A 2,655-nucleotide genomic window follows, 5' to 3' on the forward strand; every position below is an offset into this window, starting at 1 on the left:
CTGCAGAGCGCCTTCGCCCAGGCCCGCGAGCTGATGCAGCAGCACCGCGTGCCGGTGGTGGTCGAGGTGATCCTCGAACGGGTCACCAACATCTCCATGGGCACCGAGATCAACGCCATCAACGAGTTCGAGGAACTGGCGCAGAACCGCGCCGATGCGCCGACGGCGATTGCGTTGCTGGACTAGACCCTCCCCTCTCCCTCCGGGAGAGGGGCCGGGGGTGAGGGGCTTGGGTTTCGGTGTTCGCCGAAGCGCCGCCCCTTACCCCGCTGGTGGAAAACGCTTCGCGGTTTTCCACCCTACTGGACTGCTGGATTAACACCGGACCAGTCCCCTCTCCCATTTATGGGAGAGGGTTAGGGAGAGGGGCTTGGGTTTCGGTATCCGCCGAAGCGCCGCCCCTTACCCCCGCTGGTGGAAAACGCTTCGCGGTTTTCCACCCGACGAACTCATGCACCGCCCCGGACTGCCTCCGGGCTACGAACAAGGAGCACCCCATGCCCCGTTTCTGCGCCAACCTGTCCATGCTGTTCACCGAGGTGGACTTCCTGGAGCGTTTCGCCGCCGCCGCCAACGCCGGTTTCGGCGGTGTCGAATACCTGTTCCCCTACGACTTCCCGGCCGAGACCCTCAAGGCCCGCCTGGACGCCAACGGCCTGACCCAGGTGCTGTTCAACCTGCCCGCCGGCGACTGGGCCCAGGGCGAGCGCGGCATCGCCTGTCACCCGGACCGCGTCGAGGAGTTCCGCGAAGGTGTGGATAAAGCCATCGCCTACGCCCAGGTGCTCGGCAACACCCAGGTCAACTGCCTGGCCGGCATCCGTCCGCAGGGGTATGACTGCGCCACCATCGAGCGGACCTTCGTCGATAACCTGAAATACGCCGCCGACAAGCTGCAGGCCGCCGGGATCACCCTGGTCATGGAGATGATCAACACCCGCGACATCCCCGGCTTCTACCTGACCGGCACCCAGCAGGCCCTGGCGATTCGCGACAAGGTCGGCAGCGCCAACCTGTTCCTGCAGTACGACCTCTACCACATGCAGATCATGGAGGGCGACCTGGCCCGCACCGTGGAGGACAACCTCGCCGCGATCCGCCACGTGCAACTGGCCGACAACCCCGGCCGCCACGAGCCGGGCACCGGTGAGATCAACTACCGCTTCCTGTTCGAGCACCTCGACCGCATCGGCTATGCGGGCTGGGTCGGCTGCGAGTACAAGCCGCTGACCAGCACCGAGGCCGGCCTCGGCTGGCTGAAGACCCATAACGCGATCTGAGGTTTTTCATTGGGTTCCCGCGTGCGCGGGGGCCCGCTACCCCGACATCACGACACCAGGAGACAGCTCTCATGGCAAAAATCGGATTCATCGGCACCGGCATCATGGGCAAACCGATGGCCCAGAACCTGCAGAAGGCCGGCCACACCCTGTTCCTCTCCGAGCACCACGACCCGGCCCCGGCCGAGCTGGTCGAGGCCGGCGCCATCGCCCTGGCCAACCCGAAGGAAGTGGCCCAGGAGGCCGAGTTCATCATCGTCATGGTTCCTGACACCCCGCAGGTCGAGGACGTGCTGTTCCGCGAGAACGGCGTCGCCGAGGGCGTCGGCAGCGGCAAGGTGGTGATCGACATGAGCTCGATCTCGCCGACCGCCACCAAGGTCTTCGCCGAGAAGATCAAGGCCACCGGCGCCGCCTACCTGGACGCCCCGGTGTCCGGCGGCGAAGTGGGCGCCAAGGCGGCGACCCTGTCGATCATGGTCGGCGGCTGCCCGAACGCCTTCGAGCGTGCCCTGCCGCTGTTCCAGGCGATGGGCAAGAACATCACCCGGGTCGGCGGCAACGGCGACGGCCAGACCGCCAAGGTCGCCAACCAGATCATCGTCGCCCTGAACATCCAGGCGGTCGCCGAGGCCCTGCTGTTCGCCGCCCGCAACGGCGCCGACCCGGCCAAGGTGCGCGAGGCGCTGATGGGCGGCTTCGCCGGCTCGAAGATCCTCGAAGTGCACGGCGAGCGCATGATCAAGGGCACCTTCGACCCGGGCTTCCGCATCGCCCTGCACCAGAAGGACCTCAACCTGGCCCTGGCCGGCGCCCGCGAGCTGGGCCTCAACCTGCCCAACACCGCCAACGCCCAGCAGGTGTTCAGCACCTGCGCCGCCCTCGGCGGCAGCGGCTGGGACCACTCCGCGCTGATCAAGGGCCTGGAGCATATGGCCAACTTCTCCATTCGTGGGGAGTGAGGCAGTTGCTGGGCCCCCGCGTGCGCGGGGGTGACGGTGATCGTCATTCCCGCGAACGCGGGAAGCCAATAACCGCCCATGGGGTGAGTTCGTAGGATGGGTTTCGCTTCGCTCCACCCATCCTACGGAATGGCACGGAGCCAGAGAGTTGCACGCTGTAGCCCCCTCTCCCCCTGGGAGAGGGCTGGGGTGAGGGGCGGAGTTCTGGTCTGACCTCCGTTCCCTCCCTCACCCTTTCGACCTCCCGGCCGGCGGTGTCACGGCCTGCCGGCCGGGTGGGTCGATTCCAGTCCACACGGCTTGCCAAGTCGAGCCGTGCGGACTGCAATCGGTCCCCTGCACGCAATAACAACACTGGAGTCCGTCATGCCCCTCGATCCGCAATCCCTGCTCCGCGAGCTGTTCGCCACCGC

General features: G+C 66.7%; 2 protein-coding genes and 1 pseudogene. All 3 read left to right on the forward strand.

Annotation, left to right across the window (positions count from 1 at the left end):
* Positions 1 to 186, forward strand: a pseudogene (locus tag PSEWESI4_RS25150) (glyoxylate carboligase); the annotation flags it as partial.
* Between the two features lie 311 nt (positions 187 to 497).
* Complete coding sequence (gene hyi, locus PSEWESI4_RS09290; RefSeq protein ID WP_187670921.1) at positions 498 to 1,280, forward strand: hydroxypyruvate isomerase; 783 nt, start codon at positions 498 to 500, stop codon at positions 1,278 to 1,280.
* A gap of 71 nt (positions 1,281 to 1,351) precedes the next feature.
* A complete protein-coding gene (locus PSEWESI4_RS09295) occupies positions 1,352 to 2,242 on the forward strand; it encodes a 2-hydroxy-3-oxopropionate reductase (RefSeq protein ID WP_187670922.1) in 891 nt (296 codons plus the stop codon).
* The last annotated feature ends 413 nt before the right edge of the window (positions 2,243 to 2,655 follow it).

The sequence above is a fragment of the Zestomonas carbonaria genome (genome assembly GCF_904061905.1).
In the GTDB taxonomy this organism is placed as follows: Bacteria; Pseudomonadota; Gammaproteobacteria; order Pseudomonadales; family Pseudomonadaceae; genus Aquipseudomonas; species Aquipseudomonas carbonaria.